Annotated in this window: 10 protein-coding genes; 1 reads left to right on the plus strand and 9 read right to left on the minus strand. The window is 46.8% G+C overall.

Translation table 11 applies throughout. The features are described from left to right. Positions 1-161: 161 nt before the first annotated feature. The 9 genes from LVJ86_RS00585 to LVJ86_RS00625 form a co-directional block, all read right to left on the minus strand. Positions 162-1,229 carry an RnfABCDGE type electron transport complex subunit B gene (locus LVJ86_RS00585; RefSeq protein WP_082131251.1) on the minus strand — a complete coding sequence of 356 codons (1,068 nt, stop codon included), beginning with the start codon at positions 1,227-1,229 and terminating at the stop codon, positions 162-164. Further along, the gene (locus tag LVJ86_RS00590) at positions 1,169-2,197 is read right to left on the minus strand and encodes a lysozyme inhibitor LprI family protein (protein ID WP_047760887.1); all 1,029 of its coding nucleotides are present in this window, start codon (positions 2,195-2,197) and stop codon (positions 1,169-1,171) included. Before LVJ86_RS00590 ends, LVJ86_RS00585 begins: the two co-directional genes overlap by 61 nt. 254 nt (positions 2,198-2,451) lie before the next feature. Next, positions 2,452-3,693 carry an aromatic amino acid transporter gene (locus LVJ86_RS00595; RefSeq protein WP_047760861.1) on the minus strand — a complete coding sequence of 414 codons (1,242 nt, stop codon included), beginning with the start codon at positions 3,691-3,693 and terminating at the stop codon, positions 2,452-2,454. A 239-nt stretch (positions 3,694-3,932) separates the two neighbouring features. Continuing rightward, the gene (cysS, locus tag LVJ86_RS00600; protein ID WP_047760862.1) at positions 3,933-5,342 is read right to left on the minus strand and encodes a cysteine--tRNA ligase; all 1,410 of its coding nucleotides are present in this window, start codon (positions 5,340-5,342) and stop codon (positions 3,933-3,935) included. A 326-nt stretch (positions 5,343-5,668) separates the two neighbouring features. Further along, the gene (locus LVJ86_RS00605; protein ID WP_053008327.1) at positions 5,669-6,904 is read right to left on the minus strand and encodes a Tle-like phospholipase domain-containing protein; all 1,236 of its coding nucleotides are present in this window, start codon (positions 6,902-6,904) and stop codon (positions 5,669-5,671) included. Between the two features lie 2 nt (positions 6,905-6,906). After that, positions 6,907-7,584: a hypothetical protein gene (locus LVJ86_RS00610; RefSeq protein ID WP_152667041.1), complete on the minus strand. Its 678-nt coding sequence runs from the start codon at positions 7,582-7,584 to the stop codon at positions 6,907-6,909. A gap of 561 nt (positions 7,585-8,145) precedes the next feature. Beyond that, on the minus strand, positions 8,146-9,300 hold the full coding sequence (gene obgE / locus LVJ86_RS00615; RefSeq protein WP_047760863.1) for a GTPase ObgE: 1,155 nt from the start codon (positions 9,298-9,300) through the stop codon (positions 8,146-8,148). Positions 9,301-9,472: 172 nt separating this feature from the next. After that, a complete protein-coding gene (locus LVJ86_RS00620; RefSeq protein ID WP_047760864.1) occupies positions 9,473-13,348 on the minus strand; it encodes a translocation/assembly module TamB domain-containing protein in 3,876 nt (1,291 codons plus the stop codon). Positions 13,349-13,351: 3 nt separating this feature from the next. Further along, positions 13,352-15,193 (minus strand): autotransporter assembly complex protein TamA, encoded by a 1,842-nt coding sequence (locus LVJ86_RS00625; protein ID WP_047760865.1) that lies wholly within the window; start codon positions 15,191-15,193, stop codon positions 13,352-13,354. Positions 15,194-15,526: 333 nt separating this feature from the next. Between LVJ86_RS00625 and sstT the strand changes: the two genes are divergently transcribed. After that, positions 15,527-16,756, plus strand: a complete 1,230-nt coding sequence (gene sstT / locus LVJ86_RS00630) for a serine/threonine transporter SstT (RefSeq protein WP_047760866.1) — start codon at positions 15,527-15,529, stop codon at positions 16,754-16,756. Positions 16,757-16,772: the final 16 nt, after the last annotated feature.

The following is a 16,772-nucleotide window of genomic DNA, read 5'->3' on the forward strand; positions in this document are numbered from 1 at the left end:
AAATTTAACTATCTAAAGGGTAACTATTATAAAGTAACTTGGGTGCGTATCCAAATACCATGTTGGTTTTTTACGCTTGGCTGCCGGCTTGCCGGTGGGGTGTGTTGGGTTACCGGACTATATGGCTTTGCAGTTTGGCGGAGTGATATGAGGCGCATTTGTTAATTTGATGGGGAGGAGTTGTTTTTGGCCTGTTCCTGTTCTGCTTTATAAGCGCGTAACCATTCAAGAGCGGCGGCTTTTTCTGATTCGGTACCGTATTTCAAATCGCGTTGGGCCCGTCGGTATGTTGCCCGTGCTTTGGCCTCTTCAACTTGTTGTGCTTGGTAGGTTTCTCTGTTTGCTGGTACGGTTCGTTGGGCTTGTTGTGCTTGAGCACGGGCCATGGCTTGGGCAATCAGGGCTGTGGGGTTAAAAGCGTTGGATGCGGGCGCGCTTGCAGTTTCTGTTGTTGTTTGGGTTTTAATTTTTGAAGCGGTTTCACGTTCGGCCAGATAAGTTTTGCGTTCGGCGGCATCGCGTATTTTGCGATCAGTGTGCCATTGGTATCGTGCTTGGGCATGTTCGGCAGCGGCAAACCGTGGATTGTTTTGTTGCGCTAGAGAACGCGAAATCGGTAGATGGGAGACTTGTACAGGCCGCATATGGATGCAATCGACGGGGCAGGCGGGAATACACAGGCGGCAGCCGGTACATTCTTCCGCCAGTACGGTATGCATTAATTTGGACGCACCCATAATGGCATCAACAGGGCAGGCGCGGATACATGCGGTACAGCCGATGCAAACGTTTTCATCTATCCAAGCAAGTGCGGGAGTTTGGATTTTCGCTGGAGTTTGTGGTTGGCGTTTGAGCAACTGCGATAGATCTTGCATGACGACTTCTCCGCCGGGCGCACATAGATGGATGTCGGCTTGATTGGCGACCAAAGCTTCTGCATAAGGCAGACAGCCTTGATAGCCGCATTCCCGGCATTGGGTTTGAGGCAGCAGGCGGTTGATGGTGTCGACATTGGTACTCATGGCGGAATATGCTTGGAAATCAAAAGCGCTGTATTCTAACAGATTGATGCAATGGTAAATAGTACATCGGACAATGCAATGCCGTCTGAAAAATTTCAGACGGCATTGATGTATGTGCGGGCTTTTTCCAATATATAGGAACGGATTTAATTGATGGTATATCCGCGCAAATACTGGCTGCGTTCGCGTGTCATACGGGTGTCGCATTGCAGCTGCATATATTCGGCCTGTAAGGTTGTATTGGCGGTTGCAGCGGCTTGGCGGCAGCTGTTATTTTTGCTTTGAATCCAGCTGCGCTGCTCGCTTAACAGGCTTTGTTGTACGGTAGGATCAATGCGGTTCCATAATGCGTTGATTTCATTATCGGCATTGCGGTTGTTGGTGCGGGCTTGCTCCAATTCGTTAGCCGAAAAGAGGATTTCTTCATTATTGGTAATAGCGGGGGTGAGCACTTCTGCAGGTTGGGTATTTTCAGTTCCGCTCATAACCGTACTGGCGGCATTATTATCCAGAATATCTTGGGGATCGAGTGATGGCGGAAGCTCTACCGGCGGTTGTTTCAGATAGTTAAGTGCATCAGCACGGTTAACGGGCTGGCCGTTTATGACAAGGATGTCTTTAATTCCGTATGGCATCAGGACTGCTGACAATAGCTGTGCGGTAGAGGTTAGATTGTTGTCGGTATAATTGACAGCTTTAAGTCCGTTATCTGTAACCGGCGTGTAGCTGATATTTTGTGTGAAGCGGCCGCTGCCATCGTATTGCAAGGTCGTTCCGGTGGTACGCTGTTGGATGATTTGGGGAATGGTTTGGTCGGGGTACAGCAGTGGGCTGTTGGTTTGAGTAGCGGTTAAATTACCTGCCGGAATCCGGATGTCCAGATTGGCTGTGCAGACTTGTGTACCGTTACGGTTTTCTTGTTTGGCGTTTTCAAGATTAATTAACAATTCGCTTGCCGCCGCAATCACTTTATCTGCATCGACAAATTGGCGGGTATCGTTTTGTGCGAAAGCACGGGCGTCTTGTTTGATAGTGTCTTGGATATTATTACGTACGTTTTGTATAACGGCCGGATCGTTACAGGCCAGTTGCGTAGTATTTTCTTCTGCTTTATCGCTACAGGCGCTTAATGTTGTTGCCATAAGTGCCAAGGTGAGCCATTTTTTTGAATGCATGATTCTGCCTTTGCGGTTGGTTTTATCTGTGTGCATCATAGCAAAAGGGCTTGGGCAGGGTAAAATTTTACCGCTTTTTTACAGGCTTTAGCGGTTGCATACGGATCAGGTATTTGTTTAGAGAAGTTGGAAATAAATATTTAGGCAACTGTTTAGATATTGGAAAAGCCGTCTGAAAATTTTCAGACGGCTTCTTGATTATAGAAAATTTATTTTCGTAGCGATCATATTTAAAGAAAAAGGGTAAAGCCGGCCTATCCTTTAAATACGGGTACCATCTCAAAGCGGCTTAATAATTGGGCCGCAACGTTTACTACGCCAAAGAGGAAAATCCACACGATCAATATATGGCCGCCGAAGACACGATAACCGGCAGTATTCGGAAAGCGGTTGCGTGCACGGTAAAGCAGCATGGCCGGAATAAATGCGGTCCAAACAGTAGCAGCCAGGCCGACATAGCCGATAACGGTTACGAAACCTGTAGGAAATGCCAAACAAGCGGCCAGTGGCGGTAAGAAAGTGAGGGCGGCTGTTTTGCTTCTTCCCGATAGAGTGTTGTTCCATTTGAACTTATCGGCAAGGTAGTCGAACAGGCCGAGGGTTACGCCGAGAAATGAAGTTGCAATCGCCAAATAGGCAAACAGTGTTAGCAAACTGCCCATATGGCCTATGGAGGCAAAGGGGGAAAGCGTTTCGATCAAGACTGAAACTTGCCCTTCGGCCGCAATAACGGGGCCAAACTCATTTCGCGGCAGGTTGCCGTGTATAGCCGCTTGCCAAAGAATATAGATAACCAATGCGATAAGTGTACCTATCCACAGAGCACGGGCTACTTTGGGTGCATCACCGTTAAAGTATTTGAGCAAACTTGATACATTACCGTGAAAGCCGAATGATGCCAGACAAACAGGCAGAGCCGCCGCCGCATAAATCCAATAACGGGTATTTTCGGCAGCTTGGGTATCGAATAAAACAGGGAGCTTGATGCTGCCGAGCAGGCCGCCGGTAGCCCAGAAAAAGGTGATTACCATGCCGCCGATCATGATGGCGGTAAGCCTGTCGACAACGCGGGTAGAAAGCCATACGCAAACAGCCAATATTAGAAAAAATACAAGTTGTCCTACAGGCAGGGCGACGGGGGTACCGAGAAAGTTACCCAAACCTTGTGCGGTAAGATCCCCGCCAACGAAAATATAGGCGTATGTCAGTAAATACAGCACGAAAGCAACGGCAATACCGTTAATAGTGTTCCATACCGGACCGAGTAAATCTTTGACCATCGTATCAAAGCTGGCGCCATGGGGGTAATGCGTATTGACTTCGAGTAGCATCAGCCCCGAAGAAAGCATGCAAAACCAAGTGTAAAACAATACAATTAACGAACCTGTGAACCAAATTCCCGCAGTGGCGGTAGGGTTGGCAAACATACCGGCACCGATAACGGTGCCGGCGATAATCAATGCGCCGCCGATAAGTGACGGATTTTTTGCAGACATGATTTCCTTTCCGAGTGGGCAAGTTTTTGAAATCCAAAAAATATATGGTCTAAACCATAATAAAATTGTTTTTGAATTTGCTGGTTATTTGGATTTACGGGATCTGATTATTATATTGCAATTAAGTCAGATGCCGTCTGAAAAGTTTCAGACGGCATCTACATCATAATTGGGCAAACTCCGGGAAGAAGCTGGGAATCTTTGACAAGATAGCAGTCGACTGCCTGTTTGAAATCAAATTAGCCGCGTCGCCAGCTGGTGCCTGTTGCGCTATCTTCCAAAATAATATTTTGCGCTTGCAGCAAATCGCGGATTCGGTCGGACTCGGCCCAGTTTTTTTCAGTGCGCGCCTGTTTGCGTTGGGCAATCAGTGCGTCAATTTCTTTGTTTGACAGGCCGTCTGAAGCTCCTCCTTGCAAAAACTCTTTAGGTTCACGCTGTAATAGTCCGATAATACCGCCCAAGGCTTTCAGACAACCTGCCAACTCGGCACTACCTGTTTTATTGGTTTCGTTAGCCAGCTCGAACAATACCGCCATAGCCTCTACCGTACCGAAATCATCATTCATAGCAGCAAAGAAGCGGCGGGTATAGTCGTTGGCATTTTCGTGAATATCAAATTCTACCGGGGGAGTATTTTTCAGCGTCGTGTAAAGTCGGGTGAGCGCGCCTTTAGCATCATCCAGATGGGCATCGGAGTAATTCAGCGGGCTGCGGTAGTGGGCGCGTAGGATAAAGAAGCGCACCACTTCGGCATCGTATTGCTTCAATACATCGCGAATGGTGAAGAAATTTCCCAAGGATTTAGACATTTTTTCGCCGTCTACACGGATAAAGCCATTGTGCAGCCAGTATTTCACATGGCTTTCAATGGTTTTTCCGGCGTGGCTGTGTCCGCAATGGCCGCCGTGTGCACCGCAGCTTTGGGCGATTTCGTTTTCATGATGCGGAAACTGCAAATCTGCTCCCCCCCCATGGATATCAAAAGTATCGCCGAACAATTCCTCACTCATGGCCGAACATTCGATATGCCAACCGGGGCGGCCTTTGCCCCAAGGGCTTTCCCAAAAGTCTGCCTCGTTGGGTTTGGCGGCCTTCCATAACACGAAATCTAAAGGATCGCGTTTGAAAGAATCGACCTCCACACGTTCACCGGCGCGCAAATCATCAAGCGATTTGCCCGAGAGTTGTCCGTAGGCAGGAAATTCGCGCACGGCGTAGTAAACATCGCCGTTGTCAGCGGCATAGGCTTTGCCGTTGGCAATCAAACGCTCGATCATGGAAATCATTTGTGTTACATGTTCGGTGGCTTTCGGCTCAACATCGGGGCGTAACACACCCAAAGCGGCGGCATCTTCATTCATCGCTTCGATGAATCGGGCGGTTAGTTCGGTAATGGTTTCGCCGTTGTCGGCGGCACGGGCGATGATTTTGTCATCGATGTCGGTAATGTTGCGGACATAAGTGAGCGGATAGCCGCTTTGTCGCAACCAACGCGCAATCATATCGAACACCACCATCACGCGGGCATGGCCTAAATGGCAATAGTCGTAAACGGTCATGCCGCAAACATACATACGCACGTTTGCGGGGTTGATGGGGGCAAAGGGTTCTTTTTGACGGGTTAGGGTGTTGTAGAGGTTTAGCATGGGTTCCTACAAATTTAAAATATTAACAATAGACTATCATTGCTGTTGCTTTTCAATGACATTATAGCGGTCTTGTGGTTACTTGCCGATAGATACACAAGCTATTCTTCCCTCCTAGAAGCTATATCCAGTTGGCTAATTAAAGCCATTCATTGGGCATTTATTTTATAATGATTTTTAGGGAGTGCATGAATAGCCAAATGGTTTTAATCACTATACCAATACCCAGCAACACAGTATCGCTTTTGGGTGCGTACGGTTTTTCGCTCCATTATGAATTTATATGGTGGAAGTTGAATAAAAATTGGTTTATAAAATCAGGAAATTTAACCGAATGAACGTGATAAACTTCTCTGTTGCTCTTCGTATTGTTGAAAGATATGGCTTTTTTGAGTTGTTGCTAATTCCTGCTTATAATTCTCTTCTTGCCCAATCTTTTGACTAGACCTCTCATTAAATTGAGCGACCTCTTCACTATGCTTTACAAGTATCTGTTGGGTATAGGAACCATCAGTATCACTAAGAAGGTTGTGCAGCATAACTGTGAGTTCGTCGTATCTGGATTGTGGAGCTTTTGCAGTTTGTATTGTTGAGTGGAGGGGGAGGAGAAAGTTTTGATCTTCATGTATTTCTGAAGTTATCTGTTCGTTAAATTCCTGATTAACGATCATTTGGGCAAGGTGAATTTGAGAGGTAGTTGAATCTGTAGAAACTTCCAAGAGCGCTTTGCTCTTCCAGATGGCTCCATTAATTTTGTCCTGAATGTATTGGATGCTTTTTCCTGATTTTTCCGCTTCTTTTTTAAACTCTGAACGGAATTCCATAATTAGTCTTTTGTTTTCGTTGGAAAATTTCTTATCTTGCTGGGAGAGTCCATTTTTTTCGAAATTGGAGAGACTGTGATCCATAAAGGCACCACTCACAGCAACCTGCCAAGGAGAATTAGGTATTGCTTTATTTATCCCTTCGCCATAGCCGCCACCATACAGAATCGCGCGCTCGGTATAATTTAGGTAATATTCTACCTTGCCTAGATGCGGACTGGCTGCACTGACAGGGTCGGTAGCACGGACGTGGTTGGTAATCAGAGCGGAGTTATTTTGCTTCCCATGCTTTTTTTCTTTTAAATCAGCTGCGCCGTAGGCATTAAATGTTTCGGTTTTATGGCCGTAATTATAACCGCACAATTGCGCCAAAGCGCCGCCCAGCGAATGGCCTGTCTGTAAGATGGCTGCACCTTGATACTCGGATTGACTCAAGGAGATTGCTATGTTTGTCAGCCTTTCGGCATCGGGATACTGGTTGTTGGCTTTATTGATTGCCATGCCTAGGTCGGTTAGGATATCGGCGGCCCGTGTTCCCTTTTCCGACAAAGTGCCGCGGTGTGTGACGATCAACTCATTGGTATCTTCTCGATGTAGAATGTAGCCATCGTAACCAGATTGAGTATGTAGGGTTTTGATGACTTTATATTGAATACCATCCAAGCCTACGATTTTTTGTTGTTCTTGCAGATTTTTATAGGCTAAGGCCGAGGCAGCCAAATAATTTTGCGTATTCATATTTACATTCTCCGGATTTCTAGTTCAACACGGAATGTGTTTGTTAAATCAATACCTCTCTGCTGAGCTTTTTCTGCCGTAATACCAACCGAAACGAGTCCTGTTTCACTATCATACCAATTTGCAATCGGATAATTTTGTTTTTGGTGATAATAAACCAGTTTTGCTGTTGCTCCTTTTTTTGATAGATTTTGTAATATTTCTTTATCAATGTCTTCTGAGAAATAGGTACTCTTTTTATTGTTATTAGCTCTAAAATTTAGAGAAATACCAAAATTTTCCCATAAACAAACTCCCTGTCCATAATAGTCTTCATTTAATGGTCTGTCTGTATAAAATACCCCTTTATAAACTGTATTGCTGATTTTTTGCAAAGCAAATTGAGGTTGATAAAGAATATAAGAGGTAGCTCCCGCTAAACGGTTGATGGTAATCATGCAGTTTCGTGCGGTATAATTTTCTACCAGCTCCACAATTTCAAACTCACCGGGTACGTCTTTAAATGTTACCGTTACTTCATGCTGTTGGTGTTTTTTTGGATTTTCTGTGACTACAGGGTCGCGTTCTGCTTTGGGTAGTCCGCGCAAATCATAAGCCGAATCAAACATTTTTCCGTTCTCCAAGTGGCAGGCTGTCAGTATGATTATCGAGCAGCTTATTAAAGCTAGCAATTTTTTCATTCCAAAATCCTTTCGTGATCGCAGGATCTAAGGGAGAGTTACTTTTTATGTGGAAGAAAAGTTGGTTACTCTCTATCTTGCGTACTAAATTTTTTCTAATTTTTATCAGAGTTGTAATTTTTTGTATAGTTTTTTTAATTCAGTTTTAATAAGTAGATCAAAAATAGCTTTTACTTCCATTTTAGTTTTGGCAGCATTGAGTTAGGAGGAAGAAAAAATGTTGTTATCTTTTATCGAAATGCTGTCGGACAGTATAATATGGATGTTTGTTTGAGAGGCTAGAGATGTTTATAACTTTCTCTCTAGGTCATTAACAGTGAATTGTTTGTGGGTAGATAAAATACATCATAGATTGATAATTTATCTACTTAGGTTGGCAGTTTTTATGCGAGCAATGATTTTTTAGATCGCTATTAGTTTTCAATAGCAGAATAGATATTTTGACCTGCTTCTAATGAAGTTCTATGTGGCGCATTAATATGGTTTAACCATACTTTAAGTAGGAATTATTGAGGCCATCTGAAAATAAGGGAAATTCTTTCAGATGGCCTGATATAAAAATTACTCTACCTTAAACACACTCGTATCCGTTTGTGATTGCTGATCGGCCATTTCAACCGCGGCGGCCGTTTTCTTAGCCTCGGCGGTTTCAGCTTCGATACGTTTTTTCTCCAGCAGATATTGGTTGATTTGCTGTACCAGCTCTTGCGTTCCCTGATGGGCGAGCGCGCTGATTTTGAAGAGGCGCGGGGTATTCATGTCGAATCCGAAGCGGTCGTCGGGAGCGGGGTAATCCCAGCCGATGGCTTCTAAAAATGCCGCTGCGCGCTCTTGGGCTTCTTCTTCATCGAGCATATCAAGCTTGTTTAATACCAGCCAGCGCGGTTTGCTGTACAGCTCTTCATCATATTTGTGCAATTCGTTCACAATAGCCAGTGCTTCTTCGGCAGGGTTGACGCTATCGTCAAACGGGGCCAAATCCACTACATGCAGCAGCAGGCCGGTACGGGACAGGTGCTTGAGGAATCTGTGTCCTAAGCCAGCCCCCTCTGCTGCGCCTTCAATCAGGCCGGGAATGTCGGCCATGACAAAGCTGTTGTTTTCGTCCATGCGTACCACGCCGAGGTTGGGATGCAGGGTGGTAAACGGATAGTCGGCCACTTTGGGGCGGGCAGCCGAAACGGCGCGTATCAATGTAGATTTACCGGCATTGGGCATACCTAGTAGGCCGACGTCGGCCAAGACTTTGAGTTCAAGCATCAGGGTGCGTGCTTCGCCTTCTTCGCCGGGGGTGGCGTGTTTGGGAGCGCGGTTGACTGATGATTTGAAGTGGATGTTGCCCAAGCCGCCTTTGCCGCCGCGTGCCAGACACACGCGTTGGCCGTGGTGGGTGAGATCGGCAACGATTTCGTCGGTATCAACGTCGCGGATTAGTGTGCCTACGGGCATGTGTAAGGTGATGTCTTCGGCACCGGCTCCGTAGCGGTCTGAACCGTGTCCTTTCTCACCGTTTTTGGCTTGGTAACGTTTGACGAAGCGGTATTCAACCAGGGTATTGATATTTTCATCGGCCAATGCCCAAACGCTACCGCCTTTGCCGCCGTCACCACCGTCAGGGCCGCCCCGAGGTACGAATTTCTCACGGCGGAAGCTTACGGCACCGTTACCGCCTTTGCCCGCTACTACTTCGATTTTAGCTTCATCGATAAATTTCATATTGTTCTCTGCAAGGCTTCAGACGGCCTTTGGGGTTGATGAGGCCGTCTGAAAAATAATTTGGAATGAATGTGATTATAAAGGATATGTTGTCAGGCCGTCTGAAAAAATTGGCCGCTTCTGTAAACGGAGGGTTTGCAGAAGCGGCGTTTTCAGGTCGATCGGGTGTTGGTTAGTCGAAACGGATAATGTATTTCAGCTCACCGCCCGAAGATGAGGTGCCGACACGGGCAATGGCTTGTATTGCACGGGTCAGTTGGTAAATCAGTTTGACCGATTGGTCGGCACTGGTGACGCCGTATTCATATCCGAGATACAACTCGTTGGTTAATTGTTTGCCAATGGTTAACACTTGCTCCGCAGGGTTGAGTTCTCCTGTTTGGGCATTACGTGTTCGTTGGCTGGTGAAGCCGAAGTCGTCTACTAAGCCGATGCGGTCGTTAATTTGCCCAGCTAAAAGCGCTCCGGCTGCTGCGGACAGAGTTGCTTCGTCACTATCGCTACCGCTGCTTGGGCGGTTGAGAATCAGCCAAGACAGTTTGTCTTTCTCACTCATCGGTTCATCGGCCACTAAGGTGATACGCGGGTTGTTGAGGCTACCCAATACTTCGATACCTGCACCTACCGGCGACATTCGGCGTTCGGCACGAATGTTGAGGTTGGGATCGGAAAGCGGGCCGACAAAAGAGATGTTACCTTTGCTAATTTCCAGATTTTGCCCGTAAGCTTTGTAGCGACCTTTGGTAACGCGTACTGTGCCTACACCCTGTACGTCCTGCCCGGGTTTGGCAGCAAGGTTGAGCTGCCCGCCTAGGGTAACGTCTAAGCCTTCGCCGCTAAAGCGCACTGAGTCGTTGAGATCAAGAGTCAGGTTCATGTTGATGGGGGTACTGGTGGCCGGGGCTTTGGGAGGTTCGCCTAAGACGACCACGTCATCTCCCAAGGTGGGCATACTGCCTTTTTGGAAGCTAAAGTAGCCTCGGTCGGCTTTTAAAGTGCCGGTAAGCAATACGCCGTCTTTTTCAGTATAAATGAGGCGGGTATCACCACTAAGCATTAGGCGGCGATTGGGTTGGTCGAGTGTTTGGTAACGGTCAAACAGGGCGGTAACATTGACTTGCGGAGAGTTTTGGTTCAGGCCTACATTGCCACTTAGGGTAACGGTACCGCCGCGTTGGAAGCGCAGGCTGTCGATCAACCATTTTTGTCCGCTAAGGCGGGAGCGCAAAGTGCCGTTGTCGAGGAACAGACCTATTTCCCGGTTTCGGTAATAAAGGTTATCGCCGTTAAGTGTGCCGTTTAATTGGGGTATTCCCAGTCGTCCGCTAATGGTTGCATTGCCGATCAAGCTGCCTTTCAGGCTTTGGCCGATGGGCAGCAGATTGCGGAAACGATCAAGATCGGGTGCATTGAGACGAATGCTGCCATTAACGGGGGCTTGGGTAATATCGTTGCCGAATTGTTGGCTGATAACCAGATTGCCGTTGAGGTTACCGTAAGCGGTGACACCGTCCAACGTGCTGTCGATTCGCCCGTTTTGGAAGCGGGTGTTGAGGGTCAGCGCGCCTAGGCCTAATGGTTGTCTGCGATGCGGCAGAATGATATCGCCGCTTTGACGGCGGATATTCAGGTAGCCGCGCGTATCTCTGCTGTAAGACAAATCCCAATCGCCGCTTAGAACCAAGTTATGCTCCAGAGGCGGGGTGTAAAAATTATGCAGCTCGGATATCGCCAAATTGTTGGCACTGCCTTTTGTGGAGATACCACTGCGTTTGTCCCATAGAAAGCTTTGCAGATTAAGGCTGCCGCCCATTGCGGCCCATCGTGCCGCACTCATGCTGACTCTCTCCGGACCGGCTTCCAGTGTCATGCGGTTTTGAAGTTTTAGGTTGAAGGCACCGCTGATATCAAGGATATCCAGTAGGCCTTTCCATTGGTTTTGGTTGTTCAAGCCACCTTTTGCATCAATATCCAGTTTATAGTTTTTGCCTGAAAGAGCCATGTTTCCGCTACCACGGATGGTATGGTTATGGCCTGTTCCTTTGATAGCAAGGTTAACGGTATCTACTGTGGTTGGCTGTGCTTGTCCGGGAATAATAATTTTATTGCCTTGGAGTTCGACATTTAGAGGCCGGTTGTAATCGGGAGAACCTTGCAGTTTGAAGTCTAAATTGTTGACTTGAAGGGTACTGCTTAAGCGAAGATTGCGTGCCTGACCGCTGAGATTGGCTTCTATTTTGGAAGGTTCTCCGGCAATGTAACCCCTAGCCGTGAGTAAGCCGTTTAGGCCGAAGCCGAATTTGTCTAAGTCTGGAGCATTGATGTCTAGGTTTAGGCGGTCACCTGCTTTGCCAAAGCTGCCATTTGTTTTAATACGGTTGCGCCCAAGCAGGATATCGGTAACGGCTTGTGATAAGTGTTGTTGCTGGTAAAGCACATCGGCACTGCCGCGCAGTGGTACGCCTGACAAAGTGCTCGGTCCGAATAACATTTTGCCGTTGAAAACTTGCTCGGCTAGTTCGCCGGTTAATTTGATATTGCCATTTACGCTGCCGGAAGGGAAATTGGGATGCAGTTTGTTGGGGTTGAAGTTGACGCTGTTAACGGTAACGTCTAAAAGTTGTTTTTGGAAAAGCTCCAACTTCCCGGCAAATTTCATTTCACCACCGCCTTTAGGTTGGATTTTTCCTTCTTTGATCAACAGTGTTTGTTGCCCTTGGCGGGTATCGGTTGAAATGCTCAGGATACCTGTACTTGTAGCTGTACCGCTGTCGATTTGCCAAGCGGTTTCAGGATTATCGAAACTGCCGGTTGTTTTGATACTGCCGTTTAAGTTGAGCGGGAATGTTTGTGCAAGGGCATCGGTACTGGCGATATTTGTCAGGGTGGCGGTCAGATCGATTGCTCTTTCATTGGTTTGAATTTTACCTGAGAGGTCTACTGTACCTTTTTGTAATAAGGCGGCTTTCGCTGAACTGATCGTGAGCAGGCCTTTGTTGTTTACGGTGAAATCAGCCAAGAGTGAGCGTACGGGAATTCCCTCTGTATCTACTGTGGCGGCTTGTTTGTTGGTCAAATCAATCGACCCTTCTAGTGCAATATCGTTGTTGATTACGGGTAAAAGGCTGGCGTTAAAAGTAAGGTCAGCCTTGGGTAGGGTCGACACAAAGGCACGAGGATTAATATTAACTCCTGTAATTTCAATACGTTCTATTTTATCGTTGAGTTGTGCTCCAAAGGGATGTACAACTGACTCTACCCAAAGACGTACATCTCCTCCCTCGATAGTGATATCGGTGGATACATCTTGCAGGGTGCCGTAAAGGCGTAGGGCGCTGTTGACAGGGGTATCGTCGAGAATGCCTTCGCCGTTGAGGATTGTGCTGATTTTGAAAGGCTTTTTGAGGGCTAGGGTGGATTCTCCATTGCCGTTGAGCCAAGGGGTTTGAATATCAGGTATGCGCAGGTGATGCAGCTGGTGGTTGTATTGGTATGACGCAAGCAGATGCTGTAGAAGCAGGGCTTGGTTTGAGCCGCTGGTAATTTTGCCCACTTCAATGCTGTCGATCGCTACTTCTATCGGTAGTTTGACACTTTCGGGCATTTTTGCCGGGGTGCTTTCTTTAGGCGGCGCATCTTTGGGTGCAATATGGATATCACCCAAAGCAATGCGGTTGATGTGCAGTTTTTTCTGCCATAGTTCTTTGGGCTGCCAAGCAAATACAATGCTAGAGATATCAAGATCGCTGCTTTCGGTTTCAATGCGCCATTTATCACCGTTGAAGCCTTTGAGGAATGTACCTTGTAGGTTTTCCGAGCGAATCTGTACGCCAAGCCATGAAGGCAGGGTATGGAGTCCGAAACGCAGTCCTGATTCGGTTGAGATCAGCCATCCAATGAAGCCGGCTAGCGATAATAAAACAACAAATACCGTAATTAGGATACGGCGCAGCCAATGTGTTTTTTTAGGCTGGGGGGCGTTTGCATTTTCGGGTGTTTCTGCCGGTGTTTCAGACGGCATAGTTAAGGTTTCTTGATTGGCATTCATATCTTAAAAGCGGGTTCCCAAGGAAATATGCCAGCGCAGTTTTTTATCGTTGTGCCCGTAGGCAATATCAAATGAGAAAGGAGCCACCGGGCTGAACCAGCGGACACCGATACCTGTACCGTGTTTTAATTCCATTTGTTTGAAATTTAATGCGGCATCGCCCATGTCATGGAATACGGCAGCGGAGAAGTTTTTGGTTACAGGGTATTGGTATTCCAAACTGGCAACGGCCACGGCGCGTTCGGGTAAAACCGAATTTCCGGGACCTTCCATGCCGATGCTGTCCAGTTCGTAACCACGAATACTGGTTGCGCCGCCGGTTCTAAACATCAGGCTTGATGGAACATTGCTGGTTTCTTTGGCATAAACATAGCCTGCTTGGCCCCGTACGACAAAAGTACCGATTTTGGTATTTTCAGGTGTGTAGTAATAGCCGGCGCGCACATTGCCCCGTGCCATCGTGGTGGAGGATAACAAAGTACCTAATGTTGCACCGATTTTCCCGTCTAAGTAATAGCCGTTGGCAGGGCGTAACTGGGTTTCGATATTTTGGCGCTTCCAAGAGGCAGTTAGCATCGTGGCATGGCTGCGGCCGAGATCGTAATTGCTATCTGGTACGCGGCGGCTTTCGGTAATGTATTCAATGCCGAGACGGGATTCGATGCCGTCACGGTCACGCACGCGCCAAATACCGCTGCTGAGGGTGTTTTTTTCAAGATTTTGGGTGGTAGAGCGGCTGTAGGCCACATTGGTCGTGTAGTAATGCCCGCGGTTATTGCGCGGTTGGCTGATACCGGCGGCAATGGTAGTTTCGTATTTATCGGTGTCTATGACGGCCGATCCGATATAGCCTCGGTTAAAGAGGTTGTAATGATCATAGCCGATGCGCCCTCCGGGACCGTATTCTGAATCATAGCGCAGGCCGAGCTCCAGTTTTTGGCGTTTGACTTCGGTAACGGCAACTTTCACGGGTACGCGGTCACCTTGTAAGTTATTAAAGTCGGCTTGTACGGAGGCACCTGAATAATGGCCGTCTTGCTCAAGTGCTTGCTGGTAGTCAAGTAGTTTGTCGAGATCATAAGGACTACCCGGCTGGAATTGTGCTAAGCCGCTTACTACACTTTCAGGATATCGTTTGGTACCGCTGATTTGGAAATCGCCAAAGTAAATCGGCTGTTTACTTTCAACAGTAATACTAAGGTCAGCTTGATTTTTATTCGGATCGATCGTGGCTTGAGAATGGCTGATGGTGGCCAACGGATATTTTTTACGGGTAACGGCTGCAAGTACGGCGGTCTTGCTGTTGTCCCACTCTGTTTGGGAAAAGGTATCCCCGACCGGAAGACTCCATCTGTTTGAGCCTTCTTTATAATAATTTGCAAGGTTTTCATCTTGCAGCACATCACCCAAGATGGCGATGTTGACATTTTCAACGGTAGTTTGCGGTCCGAGCTTGATGTTCACCGTATAGCCGCTGCCGGATGGAAAAACGGTTACTTGCGAATTGAAGTAACCGCGCGTACGCAGCATAGTCTGAATTTGCTGGGGTGCATCCTCTGCGAGAAAACCGATTTGTTCACGGTCTAATTCTTCTTCATATTGTTGGGTAATCAGAGGTAGATAAGTTGTAATAAAAGAGTGGATTTCTTCATTATCCACTTCAACTTTAACGGGATATTTTGGCTCTTTGGTTTTTTCTTCGGTATTGTCGGAAGTGGTGGCGGAATTGGAACCGGAGGAGGGAGATGCCGGTATGATATCTGCTGCAAATGTAGGTGTGCAGACCAAACTGAGAGCTGTGGGTAGAACGCTAAGCCAACGGTATTTCAGAGAAATTAAAGCCATACAAACAAGAGGGTTAAATACGGTTAGATATAAATTCTAACATTGTTTTTCGCTAATTGGCGCATTATGAGACGGAATAAATGATAAATAAATGATAAATTTTTTATAAACAGAAATTAGGTGAAGTGATTGTAATAGGTTATATTGAATATTAAATAATCGGTTTTACAAAATTTATCGTAATTTTAAGCGTAATATGAGTTTTTATTGGCATTATTTTAAAATGTGATGTAGATTGTTGGCGATTATTGCTGTTTTTGATAAATACCTGCCTTATTGGAGGTGTTTTATTTTAAAATGTTCCGTTTTTTTTAAATTATGTAAGGAGTTGTCATGGCGAACGGAAATCCGGTTATCGGTGTTTTCCAACGCGTCAGTCTGGTCAAGCAGATTGTGATCGGTTTGGTGTTGGGTATCTTGTTGGCTTGGTTATGGCCGGCGGGTGGTTTGGCCGTAGGCTTGTTGGGCAATTTGTTTGTAGGGGCGCTGAAAGCGGTTGCTCCCGTATTGGTATTCGTATTGGTGATAAGCGCGATTGCTCAGCATCAGCAAGGTAATGAAGCTTATATCAAACCGATTATCGTGTTGTATATTATCGGTACTTTTTTAGCTGCACTTTCGGCTGTGGCGGCCAGTTTCATGTTCCCGACCAATATTGTTTTGGTGCAGACGGATGCAGTCGACTTGGCCCCCCCTTCAGGTATCATTGAAGTATTGAAAACATTGCTGATGAATCTGGTGGCCAATCCGGTGAATGCAATTGCCAATGCCAACTATATCGGTATTTTGGCCTGGGCTTTAGTGATCGGAGCGGCCTTGCGCTATGCATCGGAGCAAACTCGGCTGGTGGTGGCTGATTTGGCAGATGCCATTTCTACAGTTGTAAAATGGGTCATTAGTTTTGCGCCTTTAGGTATTTTCGGCTTGGTAGCATCTACCATTGCGGAAACCGGTTTTCACGCTTTGGCAAGCTATGCCCGCTTGTTGGTGGTATTGGTGGGCTGTATGTTGTTTATTGCCTTGGTGGTTAATCCGATTATTGTATGGTGGAAAATCCGAAGCAATCCTTATCCGCTGGTCTTTACCTGTTTGCGTGAAAGCGGTGTGACGGCTTTCTTTACTCGCAGCTCTGCCGCAAATATTCCGGTGAATATGGCATTGGCTAAAAAGTTGAATCTGCACGAAGATACTTACTCAATCTCTATTCCTTTGGGTGCTACCATCAATATGGCGGGTGCCGCTATTACCATTACTGTTTTGGCATTGGCTGCCGCCCATACCGAAGGTATTGTGGTTGATTTTTGGATGGCAATGCTTTTGAGCTTGGTGGCAACGATTAGTGCGTGCGGCGCGTCAGGTGTGGCAGGCGGTTCATTGCTGTTGATTCCTTTGGCATGCAGTTTGTTCGGTATTTCAAATGACGTAGCGATGCAGGTGGTTGCCGTTGGTTTCATTATCGGTGTGGTGCAGGATTCTTGCGAAACTGCTTTGAACTCTTCTACCGACGTATTGTTTACCGCAGCCGCCGATATCGGGCGCCAACGCCAAGAAGGGAATTTGTAAGATTATACTTACACAT

The organism is Neisseria arctica, from assembly GCF_022870905.1.
Classification (GTDB): domain Bacteria; phylum Pseudomonadota; class Gammaproteobacteria; order Burkholderiales; family Neisseriaceae; genus Neisseria; species Neisseria arctica.

Excerpts from the sequence above, each read along its gene's own strand:
- LVJ86_RS00590 (WP_047760887.1), bottom strand. The coding sequence starts at position 2,197 with ATGCATTCAAAAAAATGGCTCACCTTGGCACTTATGGCAACAACATTA.
- LVJ86_RS00610 (WP_152667041.1), bottom strand. The coding sequence starts at position 7,584 with ATGAAAAAATTGCTAGCTTTAATAAGCTGCTCGATAATCATACTGACA.
- obgE (WP_047760863.1), bottom strand. The coding sequence starts at position 9,300 with ATGAAATTTATCGATGAAGCTAAAATCGAAGTAGTAGCGGGCAAAGGC.
- LVJ86_RS00625 (WP_047760865.1), bottom strand. The coding sequence starts at position 15,193 with ATGGCTTTAATTTCTCTGAAATACCGTTGGCTTAGCGTTCTACCCACA.
- LVJ86_RS00605 (WP_053008327.1), bottom strand. The coding sequence starts at position 6,904 with ATGAATACGCAAAATTATTTGGCTGCCTCGGCCTTAGCCTATAAAAAT.
- sstT (WP_047760866.1), top strand. The coding sequence starts at position 15,527 with ATGGCGAACGGAAATCCGGTTATCGGTGTTTTCCAACGCGTCAGTCTG.
- LVJ86_RS00585 (WP_082131251.1), bottom strand. The coding sequence starts at position 1,229 with ATGCGACACCCGTATGACACGCGAACGCAGCCAGTATTTGCGCGGATA.
- cysS (WP_047760862.1), bottom strand. The coding sequence starts at position 5,342 with ATGCTAAACCTCTACAACACCCTAACCCGTCAAAAAGAACCCTTTGCC.
- LVJ86_RS00595 (WP_047760861.1), bottom strand. The coding sequence starts at position 3,693 with ATGTCTGCAAAAAATCCGTCACTTATCGGCGGCGCATTGATTATCGCC.
- LVJ86_RS00620 (WP_047760864.1), bottom strand. The coding sequence starts at position 13,348 with ATGAATGCCAATCAAGAAACCTTAACTATGCCGTCTGAAACACCGGCA.